Origin of the sequence: Mycobacterium sp. 1245801.1 (genome assembly GCF_001673055.1) — a bacterium.
GTDB lineage: Bacteria > Actinomycetota > Actinomycetes > Mycobacteriales > Mycobacteriaceae > Mycobacterium > Mycobacterium europaeum_A.
This window is the reverse complement of sequence record NZ_LZKY01000075.1, coordinates 1-18348: the sequence shown is the minus strand read 5'-3', so window position 1 is coordinate 18348 and position 18348 is coordinate 1. Positions and strand designations below refer to the sequence as shown.

At 65.8% G+C, this 18348-nt stretch carries 19 protein-coding genes and 2 pseudogenes; 13 read left to right on the top strand and 8 right to left on the bottom strand.

Going from position 1 to position 18348, the window contains the following annotated elements; translation table 11 throughout:
- The first annotated feature begins 170 nt into the window (after positions 1-170).
- Entirely contained in the window at positions 171-1088 is a 918-nt protein-coding gene (locus A5622_RS04630; protein WP_255361676.1) for an alpha/beta hydrolase, read from the top strand.
- A gap of 52 nt (positions 1089-1140) precedes the next feature.
- Here A5622_RS04630 and A5622_RS04625 read toward each other — a convergent pair whose 3' ends face one another.
- Entirely contained in the window at positions 1141-1728 is a 588-nt protein-coding gene (locus A5622_RS04625) for a TetR/AcrR family transcriptional regulator (RefSeq protein WP_066876996.1), read from the bottom strand.
- Positions 1729-1761: 33 nt separating this feature from the next.
- The gene (locus tag A5622_RS04620) at positions 1762-2658 is read right to left on the bottom strand and encodes a LysR family transcriptional regulator (RefSeq protein ID WP_066876994.1); all 897 of its coding nucleotides are present in this window, start codon (positions 2656-2658) and stop codon (positions 1762-1764) included.
- A 71-nt stretch (positions 2659-2729) separates the two neighbouring features.
- Between A5622_RS04620 and A5622_RS04615 the strand changes: the two genes are divergently transcribed.
- Positions 2730-3446, top strand: a complete 717-nt coding sequence (locus tag A5622_RS04615) for an SDR family oxidoreductase (protein ID WP_066876992.1) — start codon at positions 2730-2732, stop codon at positions 3444-3446.
- A 79-nt stretch (positions 3447-3525) separates the two neighbouring features.
- Here A5622_RS04615 and A5622_RS04610 read toward each other — a convergent pair whose 3' ends face one another.
- Positions 3526-3744 (bottom strand): EAL domain-containing protein, encoded by a 219-nt coding sequence (locus tag A5622_RS04610; protein ID WP_082994529.1) that lies wholly within the window; start codon positions 3742-3744, stop codon positions 3526-3528.
- Positions 3745-3876: 132 nt separating this feature from the next.
- The gene (locus A5622_RS04605) at positions 3877-4599 is read right to left on the bottom strand and encodes an NAD(P)-dependent oxidoreductase (RefSeq protein ID WP_066876988.1); all 723 of its coding nucleotides are present in this window, start codon (positions 4597-4599) and stop codon (positions 3877-3879) included.
- Between the two features lie 75 nt (positions 4600-4674).
- Here A5622_RS04605 and A5622_RS04600 point away from each other — a divergent pair, with 75 nt between their 5' ends.
- Complete coding sequence (locus tag A5622_RS04600; RefSeq protein ID WP_066876986.1) at positions 4675-5166, top strand: MarR family winged helix-turn-helix transcriptional regulator; 492 nt, start codon at positions 4675-4677, stop codon at positions 5164-5166.
- A gap of 44 nt (positions 5167-5210) precedes the next feature.
- Here A5622_RS04600 and A5622_RS04595 read toward each other — a convergent pair whose 3' ends face one another.
- The gene (locus tag A5622_RS04595; RefSeq protein ID WP_082994528.1) at positions 5211-5903 is read right to left on the bottom strand and encodes an HXXEE domain-containing protein; all 693 of its coding nucleotides are present in this window, start codon (positions 5901-5903) and stop codon (positions 5211-5213) included.
- Positions 5904-5977: 74 nt separating this feature from the next.
- On the opposite strand from A5622_RS04595, the gene A5622_RS04590 reads away from it, so the two are divergent.
- The 6 genes from A5622_RS04590 to A5622_RS04565 all read left to right on the top strand — a co-directional run bounded on the left by A5622_RS04590 (position 5978) and on the right by A5622_RS04565 (position 12053).
- On the top strand, positions 5978-6613 hold the full coding sequence (locus tag A5622_RS04590) for a TetR/AcrR family transcriptional regulator (RefSeq protein WP_066876984.1): 636 nt from the start codon (positions 5978-5980) through the stop codon (positions 6611-6613).
- A 213-nt stretch (positions 6614-6826) separates the two neighbouring features.
- A complete protein-coding gene (locus tag A5622_RS04585) occupies positions 6827-7831 on the top strand; it encodes an alpha/beta hydrolase (protein WP_156752837.1) in 1005 nt (334 codons plus the stop codon).
- 1 nt (position 7832) lies between these two features.
- Complete coding sequence (locus tag A5622_RS04580) at positions 7833-8681, top strand: SDR family oxidoreductase (protein ID WP_066876982.1); 849 nt, start codon at positions 7833-7835, stop codon at positions 8679-8681.
- Between the two features lie 24 nt (positions 8682-8705).
- Entirely contained in the window at positions 8706-9626 is a 921-nt protein-coding gene (locus tag A5622_RS04575; protein WP_066876980.1) for a reductase, read from the top strand.
- Positions 9623-11125 (top strand): NAD(P)/FAD-dependent oxidoreductase, encoded by a 1503-nt coding sequence (locus tag A5622_RS04570; protein WP_066876978.1) that lies wholly within the window; start codon positions 9623-9625, stop codon positions 11123-11125. Before A5622_RS04575 ends, A5622_RS04570 begins: the two co-directional genes overlap by 4 nt.
- Before the next feature lie 13 nt (positions 11126-11138).
- The gene (locus A5622_RS04565) at positions 11139-12053 is read left to right on the top strand and encodes a MerR family transcriptional regulator (RefSeq protein WP_066876976.1); all 915 of its coding nucleotides are present in this window, start codon (positions 11139-11141) and stop codon (positions 12051-12053) included.
- Between the two features lie 30 nt (positions 12054-12083).
- Here the strand turns inward: A5622_RS04565 and A5622_RS04560 are convergent, their stop codons facing one another.
- A complete protein-coding gene (locus A5622_RS04560; RefSeq protein WP_066876974.1) occupies positions 12084-13436 on the bottom strand; it encodes a salicylate synthase in 1353 nt (450 codons plus the stop codon).
- Between the two features lie 348 nt (positions 13437-13784).
- Here A5622_RS04560 and A5622_RS04555 point away from each other — a divergent pair, with 348 nt between their 5' ends.
- Positions 13785-13997: a hypothetical protein gene (locus A5622_RS04555; protein ID WP_066876972.1), complete on the top strand. Its 213-nt coding sequence runs from the start codon at positions 13785-13787 to the stop codon at positions 13995-13997.
- 278 nt (positions 13998-14275) lie between these two features.
- Positions 14276-15517, top strand: coding sequence for a sodium-dependent bicarbonate transport family permease (locus A5622_RS04550; protein WP_066868879.1), 1242 nt, complete (start codon positions 14276-14278; stop codon positions 15515-15517).
- A 17-nt stretch (positions 15518-15534) separates the two neighbouring features.
- On the opposite strand, the gene hemW is transcribed toward A5622_RS04550, so the two are convergent.
- Entirely contained in the window at positions 15535-16707 is a 1173-nt protein-coding gene (hemW, locus tag A5622_RS04545) for a radical SAM family heme chaperone HemW (protein ID WP_066876970.1), read from the bottom strand.
- Between the two features lie 69 nt (positions 16708-16776).
- Between hemW and A5622_RS30665 the strand changes: the two genes are divergently transcribed.
- Together A5622_RS30665 and A5622_RS04540 are read left to right on the top strand one after the other, a co-directional pair.
- Positions 16777-17001 (top strand): Ms4527A family Cys-rich leader peptide, encoded by a 225-nt coding sequence (locus A5622_RS30665; protein ID WP_369829216.1) that lies wholly within the window; start codon positions 16777-16779, stop codon positions 16999-17001.
- Between the two features lie 115 nt (positions 17002-17116).
- A pseudogene (locus tag A5622_RS04540) lies at positions 17117-18184 on the top strand (nitrite/sulfite reductase); the annotation flags it as partial.
- A 47-nt stretch (positions 18185-18231) separates the two neighbouring features.
- On the opposite strand, the pseudogene A5622_RS30660 reads toward A5622_RS04540, so the two are convergent.
- Positions 18232-18282: pseudogene (locus A5622_RS30660) on the bottom strand (hypothetical protein); the annotation flags it as partial.
- Between the last annotated feature and the right edge of the window lie 66 nt (positions 18283-18348).

The following is an 18348-nucleotide window of genomic DNA, read 5'->3' as shown; positions in this document are numbered from 1 at the left end:
TCCATCGTGGATTATTGGATAACGATCACTATATAACGACCGCTATCTGATGGCTAGCCCTGATCGGTCATACCCGCGAGGTATGGCCGGGCGCCCGATTCGGTATTGGACGGTATCCGGAGCATTGTGGAAACGTCAGTGCTGCAAACCATTTCGAGGGGTGATGAGCAGTGCTGCGCGAGGACGTCACGATCGATGCCGAGGGAGCAATTCTCCACGCGTGGTGGTACCACGGGCGGCGAGAGCGCCGAGCGGGGAGGGCGAGTTCCTGTGTGGTCATGGCGCACGGATGGACGTCAACGAAGAAGATGCACCTTGACAAGTTTGCCGAGGTGTTCGCGGCGGCGGGACTTTGCGTGCTGGTCTTCGACCATCGGGGCTGGGGCGAGTCGGGGACAGCGCCCGGCAAGCCACGCCACGAAGTCGACCCATGGGAGCAGATCCGCGACTACCAGCATGCAATCACTTACGCGCAGAACCGATCCGGGGTCGACCCCGATCGTATCGGCGTCTGGGGAACGAGCTTCTCGGCGGCGCACGCGTTCGTTGTCGCCGCGATCGACCGGCGAGTGCAGGCCGTTTGCGGCCAGGCGCCGTTCATCAGCGGCCGGTCGACCTATGCCAACCTTGCCCGGGTGAACAATCAGGTGGTCGGCCCCCAGCGGTTCACCGCGGACCGGCGAGCCCGCGCTCGCGGCGCCCCACCGGAAATGGTGCCAGTCGTCGGGGCGGAGCCGACCACGCTGGTGGGCCTGCCCACTTCGGACGCCTACGCGTTCTTCACCGAGGCGCGCGCGGCGCTGGATCCGCAATGGCCCAACGAGGTCTCGTTGCGAAGCGTGGACAACTTCTACGGGTACGAACCGGCGCGCTACCTGCCCGACATCACACCAACGCCGTTGCTCATGATCGTCGGTCGCGAGGACAACTTGACCGGTGGGAGCCTGGCGGCGGCCGCGTACCAGACCGCGGCCGAACCAAAGAAGATCGTTTTCGTGCCCGGCGGCCACTTCGCGGCGTACACGGGCGACGGGTTCGCGCTGGCGGCCGGGGCGGCCCGGGACTGGTTCGCGACGCACCTCGGCTAGGAGAGCACGCGTCAAACGACCCAAGGTCGCTAAGCCCGCGTGCCGCCGCCGGTCATATGCGTCGTTTGCCGGGTGAAATGAGCCTGTCCGCGGTCTTATTCGCGGCGTCGAGCACCTCGGCCTGCCTGGCGGGATCAGACATGGCGCGCGAGATCGACACCGCTCCCACCATCAGCGCGACCAGGCTCCACGCCCGGCGTTCCGGGTCCGCGCCGTCAAATAGCTCCGCCATCCGCCCCGCCAGCGCGTTGATCTTGTGTTCGTACGCGTCCCGAGTGGACACTCCCGCCCGCGCCACATCGGCGCTGAGGGTCGGCATCACGCATCCGTCGTCCGGATTTTCCACGTGGTAGGCGCTGAGGTATTCCGCGACAAACGCTTTCAGCTTCGCCCTGCGTTCGGCCCTCGTGCCCGATTTCGTGTCGGAAACGAAAGGTTCACCGACGGCGGCCTCGACAATCGCCTCAAGCATCGCTTCCTTGTTGGCGAAGTTTGAATAGAAGGCCCCCGAGGTCACGTCCGCCGCCGCGGCCAGCCCGTCCACCCCGATCCCGTTGAAACCCGCGACCTTCATCGAGCGCGTGCCCGCACGGAGTAACGCGGCGCGCGCCTTAGCCTTCTGATCTGCCGGATATCTCATGAAGTGAACCCTTGTAGCATAACTATCGATATCTTACGTTCGCGAGGTCGGATCGATCGTCTGTCCGGCACAGGCCAGCGCGGCTGTAATGAAGTCGTCGCGCGCCGCATCAGTGATCGTGGCGTCCCACGCCAGCACCACCCGGCTGGGAGCGAGGCCGTCGGCCGGCACTACCCGCAAGTCTGGCCGCCGGTACGACACGGCCGTCGACCGAGGCAGAACTGCGAAACCTGCGCCGGCAGCGACTAATTCAAGCTTCTGCTCGACCCCGCTGACCGACGACTGCACTGCCGCGCGGCGCAACTCCGGGCTGGCGATGGCGTACCACTCGGGCACCGATGCGGGGTTCTGCAGCAACCGTCGCGCCGCCAAATCGTCCAGCGATACCGACGGCCGCTCGGCCAAAGGATCACCGACGGGCAGCACTACGTCGCGCGGCTCCTCAAGGAGCGGCGCTGTCGCCAGGCCGGACAGGTCGAATGGCGAGCGAGCGTAGACGACCTGCACATCGCCGCGGCGGATCACTTCGGCCTGCTCGTTCCAGGTCACCGGCACGATCACCGTGCGGCGAGCCGGGTCGCCCGCCTCGAACGCCCGGGCGGCAGCGGTCGCCAACAGCCCGGGTAGTACGCCGACCGTGACCACTACGGCGGGGGCTTCGGCCTGCGCTAGCCGCTGCTGCAGCGCCTGCACTTCCGTGAGCAAGAAACGGCCGTCGTCGAGTAGCCGCAAACCGGCAGCGGTCAGCGTCGTCCCGCGGGTGCCCCGATTGAGCAGCTTGATTCCCAGCTCGTGCTCGAGCGCGCGAATTTGACGGGACAGCACCGGTTGGGCGATGTGCAGGCGTGCCGCGGCCCGGCCAAAGTTGAGTTCCTCCGCCACCGCGACGAAGTAACGCAGCTTGCGCATATCCAGATCCACTGGAGCCATACCCAGAGGGTATCGCCCCCGGACGAGAAGGGTGTTGGACGAGTAGGAGCCCCCTCCTTGACCCTGAATACATGAGTCTGCACAACCAACGCGTCCTGATCATCGGGGGGACATCGGGCATCGGCCTGGCCGTGGCTGCGGCAGCCGCCGAGCGCGGCGCCACCCCCATCGTCGCCTCACGCCGGACGCCGAGTGTTGAGCGCGCGCTGGGCTCGCTGCCCGCCGGCGCGGTCGGCGCCACCGTTGACCTCGCGGACCCCGCGTCCATCGAGCGACTGGCCGAACGGGTCGGCCCGGTCAACCACCTTGTCTACACCGCGGGCGAGCCGCTGGAGATGGTGCCGCTGGCCGGGCTGACACCTGACGTTATCGCCGGCTTCTACCAAACCCGCTTCATCGGGGCGTGCAGCGCGGCCCGGGTGCTCGGGCCGCTCCTGCCCGCGGGTGGTTCGATCACGCTGACCAGCGGATCGGCCGCCGAGCAGCCGGAATTCGGCGCGTTGCCGGTAAGTCTGTGCGGCGCAATGAATGCGCTGACCGCCGCTCTGGCGGTCGAGCTGGCGCCGGTGCGGGTGAATGCTGTCGCCCCAGGTGTAGTGCGCTCGCCGCTGTGGGACAACATGGGCAGGGAGGATCGCGACGCGATGTTCGCTGCCGCAGCAGAACGGATCCCGCTGACCAGGATCGCCGAGGCCGACGAGGTGGCACGGGCCTACCTGTACTGCATCGAGCAGACATACTCCACAGGAGCGGTCGTCAAGGTCGACGGCGGCAGCGTCCTCGTCTAGTCGTTAGGTTGCCGGTCCGAAGGGAACACGTGGGGGCTGTGAATGCGGGCGTGCCGGCAGCCGGAGTTGGTTGGGGTCTTCACAGCTCGGCCACTAATTTCGCGTGCAGCTCGGATGCCAGCGAGTTCAGCGCGGTTGCCAGCGCACGTTTGACGGGATCGTCGTCGATGCCGGCGATCAACTCGCCATCGATCTTGTTGATGTCGGGGCGTAGCCGCAGCAGTTGGGTGAAGCTGGCATATCCGGCACCGGCATCATCGGCTGCCACGGATATGCCGCGATCACGCAGATGCGTCAGACCTGCGTGTCGGGTGCGGTGTGAGGATCATTGATGCCTCTCCAGTCGCGGGTCGTCAGACGAGGTCTCGGCGAATCGCACGTTGCCGATGTATCCGCGTTCGGGCAGCCGCGGTTTCGACAGGGAGCACTCTCAGGATGTGTGCACCGATTGCGTGCCCGAGTCACTGCCCGATCTCGCTTCCCGCCTAATCACTTGCCACAGGCTTGGAGTGTTTTCAGTGGTCGACACGATCACGGTGCGACGGACCGCCGCCGCGTCAGCGGCCACGGCCACCAGATAGTCGGCCAAATCGACGCGCGCAGTGAACGCACCGACGGGATCAACCTCTCCACACAGGTACCGGGTGCGCTCGGGAAGATCGAACAGCCCTGATGGGCGAACAACCGTCCAATCGAGGCCGCTGGCACGCACGATCTTCTCCATGCGCCGGATGTCGTCATAAACAGTCTTGCCGATCGTGCGAGTCAGGACCGGCTCGATCAGCCGGAGCGACAACGGAACTCGCGACCGACGCACAGGAAATGCAGCTGTCGAGCTGACCACCACAAGGCGCCGGGTGCGCGCGCTGTGCATGGCGGTCACGATGTTTCCGGTTCCGAGCGAGTACGTGTCTACTGCGCCCCGAGTGAACGTGACACCCAGCGTTGACACCACCGTATCGACACCCTCGACGAGTGGCCGGACCGCCGCGGCATCCCGCGCATCAGCCCCGGCGACGGTCGGCCTCGGCCCTGCCAACGGGAACTCACCTGGCCTTCGGGTCACCGCGACCACATCATGGCCGGCACCGAGGGCGATCGCAGTCGCCAGCCGGCCGGTTTGGCCATTGGCTCCAAAGATGACCAGCTTCATGACTTCTCCTCTACTATGCACTATTAGTGATTATCACTATAAATGATGACCATGTGCGTTGCTAGACTCCGGTCTATGACGAGGGTCGCAAAAGGCATCGCCAGTCTCGATGAACGCATCCCATTTCTGTTGTCGCAGTTGGGCTCCTACGTGGCGGCCGAGTTTCAGCGCCTGATCGCAGACAGCGGCGTGCAACCGCGCACCTATGCGGTGCTGGCTGCGCTGGCGGCGCGCAATGGCCAGTCGCAACGCGAGTTGGCGGCGCAGCTGAGCATCCACCGCAATGTGATGGTCAACATCATTGACGCGCTGGAAGCCGATGGCCTGGTGCAACGCAGGCCGCATCCCGCTGATCGGCGGGCGTTCGCGATCACCCTGACCGAGCGGGGCCACCGACTTCTGCTCAAGCTGGATGGGTCCGCCCGCGCGCTCGAAGATGTGGTCACCGCTGACCTTTCGGCACGCGAACGCGACACCCTGCGCAGCCTGTTGCAGCAAGTCGCCGGTAGCGCCGGACTGATATCGGGTGTGCACCCTGGATTGTCTGATGATCTTGCAAACTGCTGACCCGGTGGCCACCAGGTGGGCGCGTGAGCGTCAACGCACCCGTGTCAGGCTGCCGCGGTGTCGGCCGCCAACGCGAGAAGCGGGATGAGCACCACGGCGAACCCGAGAACAGCGATCGCGGTCACCCGGCGGTCCCCGACCAGTTTGTAGAGCAGGTATGGTCCCGCGATCCAGTACAGCTGAGCGGTGATCAGTCCGGGGAAGTAGGCGCCGAGCATGATGCTCCACCACGTGTGCGCGATGGCGTTGCCTATCGCGCCGTAGAAGATGAAAAAAATGGCGGGAACGATTGCGAAGCGCAGCCGAGTGGTCAACGCGATCACGCAGGCGACGATCATGACCGCGTAGGCGCTCATGTTGACCGAGACGAAGGCGTCATTCGAGTAGGGAGCCCCACCGTAGAGCTCGGCGAAGTGGGTTCGAAAGCCGGTGACGAATTCCTCGGTGAAGTGCACGAATTGCACAGCCAGGACGCAGCAGAAGGCGGGTAGGAATCTGTTGACCGTGGGCAGCGGCAGCCGACTTCGATAGCACCACACAAACAGCAACCAGGTGGCGACGGCCCCCGGGATGAAGGTGACTTTCAGGCTGGCCCCATGGCTGGCAAGCCAGAACCCGACGCCCATCGTCACAGCGATCAGCGTGCCGGGCACGAGGTCCCGCTTCGCGATGGCGCGGTCGCCAGGCGCGCCGGCAACGCGCGCATCCAACTGGTCGACGAGCGGCTGAAATGACATGCTGGCTCCTAAAACGAATATTCGTTCTTTATAGTGAAACGAGCGTTCGCTGTCAAGGTAGAATCCGTGGTGATATGCCGAAAGTGACCGATGAGCACGTCGCGGCAAGGCGCCGCCAGATCTTGTCAGCGGCGCTTGCTTGCTTTGCGCGCGATGGGTTCCACCGCACTACGATGCAGGAGATCTTCAAAGAATCCGACCTCAGTCCGGGTGCGGTATACAGCTATTTCGAAGGCAAGGACGACCTCGTACGCGCCATCATCGCCGAGACGATGGGGTTCCTCACTCAAGCGGCGACGGTGATCACCGAAGCCCTGCCTGGTGGCCGTCTACGCCGGCCCGGCGAAGCGTTGGCAGAATTGATAGAGCAAAACCGCAACGTCGAACTGGGCACCGTCGAACAGCGCGCCCGTATCTTCCCCCACCTGATCGGGGAACAACAGCGCGACCCGGAACTCAACGCCGCCGCCCGCGCTGGGCTTTCGCGCCTACGCGACGGCTTTGCGACACTCGCGCAGGCCGCGCAAGAGCGCGGCGAACTCGCCGCGGCGATCGACCCCGATCAGTTCGGGCGGCTGGCTATGTCTCTGCTGCAGGGTGCCTTGATCCAGATCAGCGTGTACGGCGACGATATGGACCTCGACGCCTATGTCCGCACGGCCGTCGCTCTGCTTGACACGCCGCACGAGTCCGCTACCCGCCAAAGTTGACGCTGGGCATTCCGGATGCCGTGGCGTAATGGCCCGCGGGACTTGGGATTCGAGGCTCGCGCGTAGGCACTCTTGGCGGATTCGCCTGCGTTCGCCATTCATGTGAGAAATTTGCCATCCAAAATGAGAACCGACAGCGGCAGAGGGCTACCATCTCCTGGTACTCCAAAGATGCCATTGACCAATGTCACCATTTGGTGTTGACTGCGTTGCATGACGGACGGCGTTCCGGCTCGCGGGTCATTGCGATCCCGCGGCGCGGCAGCGGTAAGTGCGTACACCCTGCGGCCAATCACCAGCGTGATCCCGCCCGAACGGGCGTGGGGTCTGTGGTTATCGCGCCAGATCGTCGCCAGGATCATGGGGACATTCGGCCCCTCGCTCGCGGGCACCCGCGTCGAATCCGTCGACACCAGGCTGCCCGACGGTCGGCGCGTCAAGGGCGAATGGGTCTATGGACCGCGCACGCCCACCAGCGGCACCGAGCGATCGTCGACGAGCGAGGGTGCGATCTACTACGTGCACGGCAGCGGCTACGCCGTGTGCTCGCCAAAGACCCACCGCCGCTTGACATCCTGGTTATCGGCCCTGACCGGGCTGCCGGTGTTCTGCATCGACTACCGACTCGCTCCGAAGCATCGCTTCCCCACCGCGGCCGACGACGTCCGCGCCGGCTGGGACTGGCTGGTCGACACGGGCATTGTTCCGCCGAAACACATTGTGATCGCTGGGGATTCGGCGGGTGGTCACCTGTCCGTCGACTTGCTGCTGCAACCCGGGGTCGAGCACCCCGCCGCCATGGTGCTGTTCTCGCCCTTGTACGACCTCACGTTCGAACTGGCGCTGGCCCGTGAGCGGATACGCCCCGATCCCGCCACGCGGGCGGCGAACGCGGTCCGCCTCGTCGGCCTCTACCACAGCGGCATCGACCTCACCCATCAGCGGCTGACGCTCGACGTCGCCGGCGGCCACGCACTCCCCCCGACTCTGATCCAGGCCGGCGGCGCCGAGATGCTGCAGGAGGACGCGCGCCAGCTCGCCGCCGACATCCAAATTGCCGGTGGCAGATGCGAACTGCAGATCTGGCCCCATCAGGTCCACGTCTTTCAGGCGCTGCCGCGCATGACACCGGAGGCCGCCAAGGCGATGGCCTACGTCGCGCGCTTCATCGCGCACGCCCTGCAGGATGCGCGCGCCGTCACCGAAGGGACCCGCTGACATGTTGGACAGACTCCTCCACAGGCCGAAAACGAGCCAGGGCGCCTCGGCCGTGGTGACCGGCGCCGGCAGCGGCATCGGGGCCGCGTTCGCCGTCGAACTCGGCAAGCGCGGCGGCGCTGTCGTGTGCAGCGACATCGACCAGGCCGCCGCACAGCAAACGGCCGACACGATCACCGAGCAGGGCGCCAAGGCGACCGCCATCCGTTGCGACGTATCGAGATTCGAGGATGTGCAGGCGCTGGCCGAACAGTCGCAGGCCTGGTTCGCGGCCCCACCCACGCTGGTCATCAACAACGCCGGTGTCGGCGCGGGCGGTGCCGCCATCGGTGACGCACCGCTGGACGATTGGGGGTGGACCCTGGGCATCAACCTGTGGGGGCCTATCCACGGCTGCCACGTGTTCGCCCCGATCCTGCGCGAGGCCGAGCGGTCACGCGCCCCCCGCGGCATCATCAACGTGGCCTCGGCCGCGGCGTTCGGAGCGGCGCCCGGCATGGCCGCCTACAACGTCAGCAAGGCCGGTGTGCTCTCACTCTCGGAAACCCTTGCCGCCGAATTGGCCGGCACGCCGGTGCGGGTCACGGTGCTGTGCCCCACCTTCGTCAAGACGAACATCCTCGAATCCGGCAGGATCAGCGAGCAATCGAGCGAGCTGGCCGCAAAACTGATGCGCTGGACCGGATTATCCGCCGAGAAGGTCGCACGGGACTGCCTGGACGCTCACGACCGCGGCGAGCTGTACTGCATGCCGCAATTCGACGCCAAGATCGGCTGGAACATCAAACGGCTGGCCCCACAGACCTATACGCGTGCGGCCGGCCTTGTGTCCCGCATCAACCTGCCCTGATCACCGAACGAAAAGGAGCTCCCGATGGCCATCGACATGGAAGCCATGCTTGCCAAGATCAAAGACCGCCAGTGGGCACTCGCCGACATCGACTGGGATGCGCCCGGCGCCGAACTGATCAGTGACGAACAGCGGCCACAGCTCAAGGCTTTCATGGCCGACCTGTGCTGGATCGAAAACATCGGGGCCAGGGGCTTCGCGGCGCTGGCGAAGAAGGCACCCACACCGACCATCGCCGAGATCTACCGCTACTTCCACGCCGAGGAGCAGCGCCACGCCAACGCCGAACTGGCGCTGATGAAGCGCTGGGGCATGCTCGCAGACGGCGAGATTCCCGAGCCGAATGTGAACATACGGTTGGCGATCGACTGGTTGGACCGCTGGGCCGACGACATGCCGCTGTCCCTGCTGGGCACCGTCATTCCGATGCTCGAAGTCGCACTGGACGGTGCCCTGTTGAAATTCCTCCTCGACGAGGTGCACGACCCGCTTTGCCACCAGGTTTTCGAGAAGATCAACAATGACGAATCACGCCATCTGGTCGTCGATTTCGAAGTTCTCGACATGATCGGACACGCGAAGATCCGACGGTTGCTGATCGACTTCGTCGGCCACAATGCCACTCCGGGTCTCATCATCGGTGCGATCATGGGCGCGCCGCTGATCAACAGGATCCGCAACGAGATCACCGCCATGGGTATGGAGCCAGAACGCCTCTACCGGGCTGTCAAGCGGTTTAAGGAGCTTGGTGACCGCGGCGAAAGCACCAGGCGGGTGCCGACTTATCGTTTCCTGAGGCGCTACGCCGGAGTGGTCACCAACCCGCGCCACCCGTACCACTTGTTGGCGAATTCGATGGTGTGGCTTTCCGACCGGTACCCGCGGCCGCTGCTGCCGTCGGTACCCACCTGGGTCGGAGAACTCACCCACGAGCCGGCGGCATGACCGTGGCGAACAACCGCGCCCACGCGGCGCTCATCATCGGGGCCGGTTTCACCGGCCTGGGGGCGGCCATCCGTCTGGCCGAGGCCGGCATCGACGACGTCGTGCTGCTCGAACGCGCCGACCGCGTCGGCGGGACCTGGCGCGACACAACGTATCCCGGCGCCAGCTGTGACGTCCCGTCGCTGCTGTACTCCTACTCCTTCGTCAAGAACCCGACCTGGTCACGCACCTACTCACCCGCCCCCGAGATCTACCGCCACCTCGAGGACATGGCGAACCGGTTCGACATCCGCAGCCGCATCAGGTTCGGCCACGAAGTCAAGGACTTGACCTTCGACGAGGAAGCCGGCATCTGGACCGCGACCACCAAGAACCGCAAGAGGTTTCGCGCCCGCACCGTCGTGCTCGCCTCGGGCCCCTTGTCCGACGTCAGCTTCCCCGACATCCGGGGCCTGGACAGCTACCGCGGACACAAGATTCACAGCGCACGCTGGGATCACGACTACGACTTCGCCGGCAAGCGGGTCGCGGTCATCGGTACCGGCGCCAGCGCCATCCAGATCGTCCCGGAGCTGGTCAAGCGCGCCGGATTCGTCAAGGTCTTTCAGCGCACACCGTGCTGGGTGTTGCCACGCTTGGACGTCGCCACCCCGCCGGCCGTGCAATCCTTGTTCACCAAACTCCCTGCTACCCAACAGCTTGCGCGCCAGGCGCTGTACTGGGGCCACGAGGCAAGCGCCACGGCCCTGGTCTGGGACACACCGCTGACGTCGCTGGTCGCCCGGCTGGGGCGGGCCCACCTGCGCGCCCAGGTGAAAGACCCGTGGCTGCGCCGTCAGCTGACGCCGGACTTCCGACCCGGATGCAAACGCATGCTGGTGTCCAGCGACTACTACCCGGCGCTGCAACGCGACAACTGCAAGCTCATCGACTGGCCGATCGCCACGTTGAGCCCGGTCGGCATTCGCACCAGCGACGGCATCGAGCACCACCTCGACTGCATCGTCTTCGCCACCGGCTACGACGTGCATCTCACCGGTCCGCCCTTTCCGGTCACCGGGCTCGGCGGTCGCTCGCTGGCCGCCGAATGGGCCGCCGGCGCACAGGCTTACAAGAGCATCAACGTGCACGGGTATCCGAACCTGTTCGTCATGACCGGGCCCAATTCCGGACCGGGCCACAACTCGCTGCTGGTCTACATCGAGGGTCAGCTCGACTACGCCGTGCGCGGCATCACCACCATCCTCAACGACGACCTGCGTTATCTCGACGTGCTTGACGAGGTCCAGCGTCGGCACAACGAGGACCTTCAGCGCCGGCTCACCAAGACGACCTGGATGTCGGGGTGCCGCAGTTGGTACCTCACCAAGGACGGATTCAACGGGTCGATGTACCCAGGTTTCGCGACGCAGTATCTTCGCCAGATGAGGGATTTTCGATACGAGGACTACCAGGCGGTGGCACGCCGCGCCCAGACCCAGGCCACCGCGTCGGCCTGAAGGCCACACCGACATGGCCACCGAGCGCGCATCGCGGCCCGAACCCGGCACCATCGCCGGCGTGCTGCACAACGTGCGGCGCGCACCCAAGCGCGTGCGGCGCCAATCGCGGGAATACCGCCAACTCATCGAGGGGGCGGTGTCCCAGCTTTTCGAGTCGGCCGTCCGGCAGCCGCACGGCGACGCGAACTCCGGTGAATATCGGATCGACGACCTGGCCCGGCTGGCCGGCACCACCACCCGCAACATCCGCGTCTACCGTGACCGCGGGTTGCTGCCGCCCCCGCTGCGGGTGGGGCGCATCGCCCTGTTCAACGACACCCACCTGACCCGGCTGCGACTCATCACGTCGATGCTCGACCGCGGCTACAACATCGCGCACGTGCGAGAAATGCTGAGCGCGTGGGAGGAAGGCAAGAACCTCGGCGACGTGCTGGGTCTGGAAACCGCCATCGTAGGCACCTGGACGACGGAGAAGCCGGAAACCGTATCGCTGACCGACGCCCAGCGACTGGTCGACGACGCCGATGCGTTCGAGCGCCTGGTGGCGCTTCAGGTGATCCGGATCGATGGGACACAGGCCACCATCACCCGCCCGAAACTGATCGAGGCGTTCAACGAAATCCGCGACTACGGCGTCAAATTGGACAAGCTGATCGACCTGCACGAACAGATCGTCCCCGAGATCGACAAGATCAGCGACATGCTGGTGCGCGCCGGGGCCGAACACGTGCTCGACCGCATCAAGCCCGGCGAACCGCTGCCTGCCGACGCCGAAATCGCAGAGCTGATCACCATGTTGGTGCGCTTCCGGACCCAGGCGGTGGCGACCGTGACCGCCACGCTCGCGTCGTCCATCGAATCCAATATTGAGTCGCTCGTCGGCCGCATCCTGACCGACTATCTCGAATCGACCTCTTCGGTCTGAGGCCGGCGTGCGCGCACCTGACCGCTTAACCTATTGGCGCGCAATCAGATACGGCGCCAACGTGGACAGCTTCTCGCAGGTCTCTTCGAACTCGCGATCGGGGGTGGACTCTTCGATGATGCCCGCACCCGCCCGCAGCCACGTTTTACCGTCACGTTCGTAGGCCGCCCGCAGCGTCAGCGCCGCATCCAGGCCGCCGTCGGCCGAAATCATCACGACCGCACCCGAATACAGCCCGCGCGGGCCCTCGTCGAGGCGCATGATCGCTTCGACGCCACCGGCTTTCGGGATGCCCGACGCGGTGACCGCCGGGAACAGCGCTTCGAGCGCGTCCATCCGGTCGTTCGAGGTGTCGAGCCGACCGCTGACCGTGGAGCCGAGGTGCTGCACGCTCCCCCGTTCCCGCACGGTCATGAAATCGGTGACGACGGCGGTACCCGGTTCGGCGATCTCGGTCATTTCCTGCAGCGAGCTTCGTACCGAAATGGCGTGCTCGACAATCTCTTTGGAATTCGACTCCAGGTCGTCGCGGGCCTGGCGGTCATGGACCTCGCCGCGCCCGAGCGCGCGGGTACCCGCCAGCGGCTCGGTCACCACGACGCCGTCCTGGTGCACGGCCGCGACCAGTTCGGGGCTATAACCCACGGCGCGAATTCCGCCCAGCCGCAGCAGAAACGACCTCACCGGGGTGTTGTGCCGCCGGGCCAGCCGATAGGTGGACGGGAAGTCGAGCGGGAAAGGCACATCGAGTGAGCGGGAAAGGATGACCTTGTGGTAGCGGCCCGCGGCGATCTCGCCCACGGCCGCCGCGACCCGATCGCGGTAGCGGGACGGGTCGGCGACCACGTCGACCGCCGACGCGGCGCGCACGTCGGGCACGCCGTCGCCGAGCACACCCAGGACTGCGTCCCGGTGGTCGGCCGAGGTACCGAACAGGCGGACCCCCTCCCGGGTCACCACGATGCGACCGTTCGGCCAAAAGACCCTAGCCAGTGGGGTTCCCGGCGCCAGCCGCTGCTGCAGCCCGTAGCGGTACACGCCGAATTCGAAGGCGATCCAGCCGAAGAGTTGATCGGTCTCCAGCAGCAGCCGGTCGATGGCTTCACCGAGAACCGGGCCCGGCCGGCCCGACCATTGCTGGCATTGGGTCACGCCGGCGCGGATCACCCGCAGCTCGTCGCTGTCCAGCTCGATCATGGCGCGCACGCCGGTGGCGAGCACCCATTCACCGCCGCGCTCGTAGAGCAGATACTCTTCCCCGACGCGCTCGGACAGCACCACGGCCAACTCGGCCGCCAGGTCCGCCGGATCGATATGCACGGGAAGCGGGATCGACGGCGACTCAGAGCCGGCGGAACTTGTCTCGACGCTGACCTCGGTCACGGTTAGTAAATGTAGCCTAACCTATGTAGCTGCGCGCAACCGCTCCCGCCAAGTGACCCCGCGATTGCCCCGTTCAGCTAAAACTCCCGCGGAGTTAAAGCCTCGGCCGGCCCGCGGCCGGCGGCCCGCCCCTGGCGAGACACCGGCGCCTGCGACCCGTTCATGCAGGCAGAGCAGGGTAAAGGACGTCGCCGTGGTGCCGGCCCTACAGGCCCCTGTGAAGATCGCCACTCCAAAGCTTTCCCAAGCGTTTACGTTGCGGCCGCACAAACCGTCGCTGCGGCAGCCAGACTTTTCGTAGCGCGCACTGCCCACCGGAGCCCGCATCCGCCGGATTGGAGGAACACGATGTTCATCATTCGGCTTTTCAACGGCGAGGAAGTGCATGCGAGCGAAGGCGACGAGCTCGAAATCAATCCACAGACCGGCGTGCTTTCGGTTTCCCGGATCGACGGATTCGAGGAAATAACCACGCATTACTCGCCGTCGGCGTGGCTTTCGGTGACGCACCGCCAAAAGGGGGCCGGCGTGCGGCCCTCGCTCGTCCCGTCGGCCCGCTGAGCCGAATTTGACTACACAGTAAACGCACAGCACCTTCACACCAAACTCGCGGCCGCCGCTGCGCCCTCGGACGCGGGTTTCCTCCCCACCGATTTGGCTTTGACCAGTGCTTTTGTCGGTTATCAACAGCGATGGGACACGCCGCCGCCCTGTGTGCTTTCAAGTGGCGACGGGCCGGCGGCGGGGATAAATTCTTGACGGTCGTCGGGATGTTTCGTGGTTGCTCCGCTTGCGGACGGTGCTTCCCCAGATCAGCGCTTTAACCAACGGAGGCATCGATGCTGCAAGAGTTCTGGCACAACTTCACCCATAACCTGTTCAAACCGCTACTGCTGTTCTTTTACTTCGGATTTCTGATTCCCATCCTGAAGGTGCGGTTCGAATTCCCCTATGTGATCTATCAGGGATTGACGATGTACCTGTTGCTGGCCATCGGCTGGCACGGCGGGGAAGAGCTCGCCCAGGTCAGCGCATCGAGCGTCGGTGCCATCGTCGGCTTCATGGTGTTGGGCTTCGCGCTGAACTGCCTGATCGGCGGGTTGGCCTATTTGGGGCTCAGCCGCCTGAAATCGCTACGCAAAGTCGACCGCGCGACGATCGCCGGCTACTACGGGTCTGACTCGGCGGGAACCTTCGCCACCTGCGTGGCCGTCCTGACCGCGGTGAACATCGCTTTCAACGCCTACATGCCGGTGATGCTGGCCGTCATGGAGATTCCGGGCTGCCTGGTGGCGCTGTATTTCGTTGCGCGACTGCGCCACCGGGGCATGGACTCCGCCGGCTATATGCCCGACGAGGCCGGCTATACACCGCCGGTCAAGGTCGGGGTCGGCCCGGGCACCGCCGCGCGCCCTCCCCACGGCCAGAGCCTCGAGAGCCAGGAGGAAGCGGCCATCGAGCAGGAGCTGGAGCTCTCGCTGGAAAAGCTGGAGCATCCGGATTGGGAGCCCGACCAGAGCCCGCCGCGCCCGAAGGGCAAGCGGGTGCCCATCTTCTCCCGGGAGCTGTTTCAGGAAGTCTTTCTCAATCCTGGCCTCGTCCTTTTGATGGGGGGCATCATCATCGGTCTGGTCAGCGGGCTGCAGGGACAGAAGGTCGTGGCCGACGACGACAAATTCTTCGTGATGGCCTTCCAGGGCGTGCTGTGTCTGTTCCTGCTCGAGATGGGCATGACGGCGTCGCGCAAACTGAAGGACCTTCGCACCGCCGGACCCGGATTCATCGTGTTCGGCCTGGTGGCACCGAATGTCTTTGCGACGCTGGGCATTATCGTCGCCTGCAGCTACGCGTCGCTGACCCACACCGATTTCAAGACCGGAACCTACGTGCTGTTCGCGGTTCTCTGCGGTGCGGCCTCCTACATCGCCGTCCCCGCGGTCCAGCGCCTGGCGATCCCGGAGGCCAGCCCGACGTTGCCGCTGGCCGCCTCACTGGGTCTGACGTTCTCCTACAACGTCACCGTGGGCATCCCGCTCTACATCGAGATCGCCCGCGTCTTCGAGCGCTGGTTCGGGGTCTGACCGCGCGGACGACGCCGCTACCCCAGGATCGTTCGCACCACGGCGTCGGCCAGCAGCCGGCCGCGCGGAGTCAGCACCAGCCTGTCACCGTCGGACACCAACAGCCCGTCGGTGACCACGCCGTCGGCGCGGCCGCGCTCGGCGGAACTGAGCAGGCCAACCGGAAGTCCTTGGCGTAGACGCGTTTTCAACAACACGTCCTCGGTGTGCAAGGCGTCGGCATCGAGCTGCTCGAATCCGGCCACCGGCAGCTCCGCGGCGCTCAACAGTTCCGCATACGCGTTGGGATGCTTGACATTCCACCACCGCGTCGTGCCGAGGTAGCCGTGCGCGCCCGGTCCGGCGCCCCACCACTGGCCGCCGTCCCAGTAGCCCAGGTTGTGGCGGCATTCACCGCCGGGTCGCGACCAGTTGGAGACTTCGTACCAAGACATCCCGGCCTGCGACAGTCGCGCATCGACCAATTCGTAGCGGTGGGCCAGGACGTCGTCGTCCGGTGGGGCCAGTTCGCCGCGACGGACCCGCCGGGCCAGCGCGGTGCCCTCCTCGACCACGAGCGCATAGGCGGACACGTGATCCACGCCGGTCTCGATCGCCGTGTCGACCGAGCGCAGCAGGTCGTCGTCGGACTCCCCCGGAGTTCCGTAGATCAGGTCGAGGCTGACGTGCTCGAAACCGGCCGCCAAGGCTTCGCGGGCGGCGGCCGCGGACCGGTTCGGGGTGTGAATGCGGTCGAGGACGCCCAGCACTCTCGGCGACACCGACTGCATCCCCAGCGATACCCGGGTGAAGCCGGCCGCGCGGATGGCGTCGAAGAAATCCGGCCATGCCGACTCGGGGTTGGCCTCGGTGGTGACCTCGGCGTCGGGTGCCAGCGTGAAGTGGCGGCGCAGCATGTCCAGCAGCGTGGCCATCCGCGCGCCGCCCAGCAGCGACGGCGTGCCGCCCCCGACGAACACGGTGGTCACCGGCGGTGCCTGCAACCGCGCGGCGGCCAGTTCCAGTTCGGTCCCCAGTGCGCTCAGCCACGCGTCGGGGTTGACTCCGCCCAGCTCGGCGGGGGTGTACGTATTGAAATCGCAGTAGCCGCAGCGTGTTACGCAAAACGGAACATGCACATAGATGCCAAACGGCCGCCCAGCGACCGCCCCGACGTCGGGCAGCTCGACCGGTTTTTCGCGAATGGCCATGCCAAATGATCCCACGAAGAGCGGGTGGCCCGGGGCCGTCGGCCCCGTCTGCACCGGCGGCCGTTCCGCATGGATTCACCGCACGGTGGTCCTGGGCATTCGGGGTGGGATCCCCCGTTGCGGGCCGGTAGTTTTAATCACCGTGAGCCGAGATTTGACCTGCTCGCATGGCCCTTCGGCATCCATGGCACAATGGGTGACGTGACTGTCAACCAGCCCGGCCCGCACATGGTGCTCGTGGCGCGACGGCACATTGATCTCAAGCGCGTTTGCAGCTGTATCTGTCTGCCTTGACGTGGTAGGCCCAGCCCCCCTGTGTCTCCAGCTGGCAGACGGTTTTGCGCCGCCCGAAAGTGTCGGTGAACTGCGCTCGCTGCGCTGGCGATCTTTTTGAAGGAGAGAACTTCCGATGACCACCGCCCGACCCGCGAAGGCCCGTGACGAGGGCCAATGGGCACTGGGAAATCGTGAGCCGCTGAACCCGAACGAAGAGATGAAGCAGGCCGGCGCCCCGCTGGACGTGCGGGAGCGCATCGAGACGATCTACGCCCGCAACGGCTTCGACAGCATCGACAAGAGCGACCTGCGGGGGCGTTTCCGCTGGTGGGGGCTGTACACCCAGCGCGAACAAGGCTACGACGGCACGTTCACCGGCGACGACAACGCCGAGTTGCTGGAAGCCCGGTACTTCATGATGCGGGTGCGCTGCGACGGCGGCGCGCTGTCGGCGGCCGCGTTGCGCACGGTGGGCCAGATCTCCACCGAATTCGGCCGCGACACCGCCGACATCACCGACCGCGAAAACGTGCAGTACCACTGGATCGAGGTGGAGAACGTCCCGGAAATCTGGCGGCGACTGGCCGCCGTCGGGCTGCAGACCGCCGAGGCGTGCGGCGACTGCCCGCGGGTGATCCTGGGCTCACCGCTGGCCGGTGAGTCGCTCGACGAGGTGCTGGACCCGACCTGGGCGATCGACGAGATCGTGCGCCGCTACATCGGCCAGCCAGACTTCGCCGACCTGCCGCGCAAGTACAAGACCGCGATCTCGGGTCTGCAGGACGTGGTGCACGAGGTCAACGACATCGCTTTCATCGGCGTCAACCACCCCGAGCACGGTCCCGGCCTGGACCTGTGGGTCGGTGGCGGGCTGTCGACCAACCCGATGCTGGGCCAGCGGGTCGGCGCCTGGGTGCCGCTCGAGGAGGTGCCCGAGGTGTGGCACGCGGTGACCTCGATCTTCCGCGACTACGGCTATCGGCGACTGCGCGCCAAGGCGCGGCTGAAATTCCTGGTCAAGGACTGGGGCATCGAAAAATTCCGTGAAGTTCTGGAGACCGAGTACCTCAAGCGGCCGCTGATCGACGGTCCCGCCCCCGAGCCGCTGAGGCACCCGATCGACCACGTCGGGGTGCAGCGGCTCAAGAACGGGCTCAACGCGGTGGGCGTCGCCTCCATCGCCGGTCGGGTGTCGGGCACGTCGAGGATTACCAGCTTCTGATACGGGGTGAGCCGGATCCGGTCCGAGCCGGCTTGTTCGGCGAGGTCGGCCACCGCGGTGAGGATGGTGCCCGACACCCGACCGGCGATGGAGGCGACGCCCACCGCGTTGAGCCCGTTCTTGAGCCGCTGCACCCCGACGTG

Excerpts from the sequence above, each read along its gene's own strand:
- A5622_RS04625 (WP_066876996.1), bottom strand. The coding sequence starts at position 1,728 with ATGAGATATCCGGCAGATCAGAAGGCTAAGGCGCGCGCCGCGTTACTC.
- A5622_RS04620 (WP_066876994.1), bottom strand. The coding sequence starts at position 2,658 with ATGGCTCCAGTGGATCTGGATATGCGCAAGCTGCGTTACTTCGTCGCG.
- A5622_RS04615 (WP_066876992.1), top strand. The coding sequence starts at position 2,730 with ATGAGTCTGCACAACCAACGCGTCCTGATCATCGGGGGGACATCGGGC.
- A5622_RS04605 (WP_066876988.1), bottom strand. The coding sequence starts at position 4,599 with ATGAAGCTGGTCATCTTTGGAGCCAATGGCCAAACCGGCCGGCTGGCG.
- A5622_RS04600 (WP_066876986.1), top strand. The coding sequence starts at position 4,675 with ATGACGAGGGTCGCAAAAGGCATCGCCAGTCTCGATGAACGCATCCCA.
- A5622_RS04595 (WP_082994528.1), bottom strand. The coding sequence starts at position 5,903 with ATGTCATTTCAGCCGCTCGTCGACCAGTTGGATGCGCGCGTTGCCGGC.
- A5622_RS04590 (WP_066876984.1), top strand. The coding sequence starts at position 5,978 with ATGCCGAAAGTGACCGATGAGCACGTCGCGGCAAGGCGCCGCCAGATC.
- A5622_RS04585 (WP_156752837.1), top strand. The coding sequence starts at position 6,827 with ATGACGGACGGCGTTCCGGCTCGCGGGTCATTGCGATCCCGCGGCGCG.
- A5622_RS04580 (WP_066876982.1), top strand. The coding sequence starts at position 7,833 with ATGTTGGACAGACTCCTCCACAGGCCGAAAACGAGCCAGGGCGCCTCG.
- A5622_RS04575 (WP_066876980.1), top strand. The coding sequence starts at position 8,706 with ATGGCCATCGACATGGAAGCCATGCTTGCCAAGATCAAAGACCGCCAG.
- A5622_RS04570 (WP_066876978.1), top strand. The coding sequence starts at position 9,623 with ATGACCGTGGCGAACAACCGCGCCCACGCGGCGCTCATCATCGGGGCC.
- A5622_RS04565 (WP_066876976.1), top strand. The coding sequence starts at position 11,139 with ATGGCCACCGAGCGCGCATCGCGGCCCGAACCCGGCACCATCGCCGGC.
- A5622_RS04555 (WP_066876972.1), top strand. The coding sequence starts at position 13,785 with ATGTTCATCATTCGGCTTTTCAACGGCGAGGAAGTGCATGCGAGCGAA.
- A5622_RS04550 (WP_066868879.1), top strand. The coding sequence starts at position 14,276 with ATGCTGCAAGAGTTCTGGCACAACTTCACCCATAACCTGTTCAAACCG.
- hemW (WP_066876970.1), bottom strand. The coding sequence starts at position 16,707 with ATGGCCATTCGCGAAAAACCGGTCGAGCTGCCCGACGTCGGGGCGGTC.
- A5622_RS30665 (WP_369829216.1), top strand. The coding sequence starts at position 16,777 with ATGGATTCACCGCACGGTGGTCCTGGGCATTCGGGGTGGGATCCCCCG.